Raw genomic sequence first — 1,926 nt, forward strand, 5'->3', positions numbered from 1 at the left:
GAACGCAACGTTGATGTAGATCAACTAGCTCAAGTATAGACAGCGACCGCTAGAATACAAGTAACAATTCGTTGATGAGCGCACGATACAACACATAAATGTTCCTTTTAAATCAGTAGTTTGGCGCGATGAATTGTTACATGGGCATTAATGTTGAGTTACGTTCATGCCGTTAAGCTCAGTGCGTTGGCGTGACGATAACCGACCGGCACCGCTACCGTGACCGTGGTGCCGCTGTCCGGATTGCCGCAGATGGAGCAATGTCCGCCGAGCAGGTTGATGCGCTCTTCGATGCCCACCAGGCCAAAGGAACCAGTCTTGTTGCGGCTGCCGGGGTTGATCCCGATACCATTGTCGGTAATCGTCATGCGCAACATGCCTGCAGTCTGGCGCAATTCGACGCGCACCAGGCTGGCGTGGGCATGCTGGTAGATGTTGCTGAGCGACTCCTGCAGCACGCGGAAGAAGGCGATCGCGCAGCGGTCGTCCGCAGCAATGTCGGCACCATCCTCGACCAGTTCGCACACAATGCCGGAGCGCTGGCGGAATTGCGCCACCTGCCACTCGACCGCGGCGCCCAGTCCCAGGTCCAGCACATTGGGGCGCAGATCGTTGATGATGGTGCGCACGCTGCGGATGGTGTTATCGATCTGGCGCAGTGTGGACACGGCCCGTGCATGCAGGCGCGGGTGGCGCAGGGCAGTGCGCGTGACGAGAATGTCGACCTCGATGCGCAGCACCAGCAGGTTCTGTCCCAGGTCGTCGTGGATCTCGCGGGCGATGCGCTTGCGTTCCTCTTCCTTAATCTGGTCGGTGTGCGCCGCCAGCATGCGCAGGCGCTGGTGCGACAGCTGCAGCTTGGACTGGCTGTCGCGCAGCTCGCGCGTCATGGCGCGCGCCATGCGCACGGCGCGGCGGCGCGAGGAGGCGAGAATCATGAACAGGGCGTAAATCAGCATGCTCGCGCCGAAGCCCACGGCGCCTGCCACGCCTGGCAGATACACATTGGAGCGGGAGTACAGCGAGTATCTGGGCACGCTGAAATGCGCCTGCCACAAGCGCGCGTTGAACTGGACCGGCAGCGACAGAATGAAACTTTGGTCGTCGGGATTTGCCCTAGTGCCGGGCTGGCTGTCGTACAGCAGCTTCCCAGGGTGATCCGCCGATAGCGGCGCGCTGGCCAGTCCGCCGTCGTACAGCACCACGTGCACCTGATGGTCCGGCATGTCGCCCAGTGCATTCTTGACCAGGCGCTGCACGCTGAAACCCAGTCCGACCGATCCGATATTGGCGGCGCGGCGTTCTTCGACTGTGGTGAAAGGCTGTCGCTGGTGGCGATAGATCGGAATGCGCATGGCCATGCCCACGTCGTCCGGACGGGCGCGCAGCGGGATAGGCTCGAAGGAGCCGCTCATGGTGCCTTTGTCGCGGGCGTTGAAAACGGATTGCGCCACGCTGGGGCGGGCGGCGATATCGAGGCCGAAGCGATCGGCAAAGCCGTCCAGCGGCTCGATCATGGTCAACACGGCATATTCGGGACGGTGGCCCGCGGGCCGGATGCGGTAAGCCGGGTAGCCGTCGTCCGTTTCGCCCAGTTTGCGCATCTGTTCTTCGACGGCGGCGCGCTGCTCGTCGGTGAAATACTGCGCATAGTTGATGCTGTCGACGGCCGGGAAATTGTGTGCCAGATCCAGTCCCTGTACGTAGCGGCGGAAGCTTTCGCGTGTCACGCTGCCGGATGCCTGAAAATAGCTGGCCGTACCGCGCAGGACTTCGGTATAGGCCTTGATGCTGGAATCGATGTTGAACTGCGCGTTACGGGCCAGATGGCGGAAGCGCTCGTTCGCCTCGTAGTCCACCGTGTTGCTGGACATGACGTAAAACCCCAAACCCACGCAAAACGACAGCAGCAAACCGGTCCACCAG

At 61.4% G+C, this 1,926-nt stretch carries 1 protein-coding gene; it reads right to left on the bottom strand.

Annotated features, from left to right (window positions below; all coding sequences use genetic code 11):
* Positions 1–164 precede the first annotated feature (164 nt).
* On the bottom strand, positions 165–1,926 hold a 1,762-nt coding region (locus AB4Z11_RS30520), incomplete at its 5' end, for a CHASE domain-containing protein (RefSeq protein ID WP_442029761.1).

Source organism: Pseudoduganella sp. RAF53_2, assembly GCF_052113985.1.
Classification (GTDB): Bacteria; Pseudomonadota; Gammaproteobacteria; order Burkholderiales; family Burkholderiaceae_D; genus Rugamonas.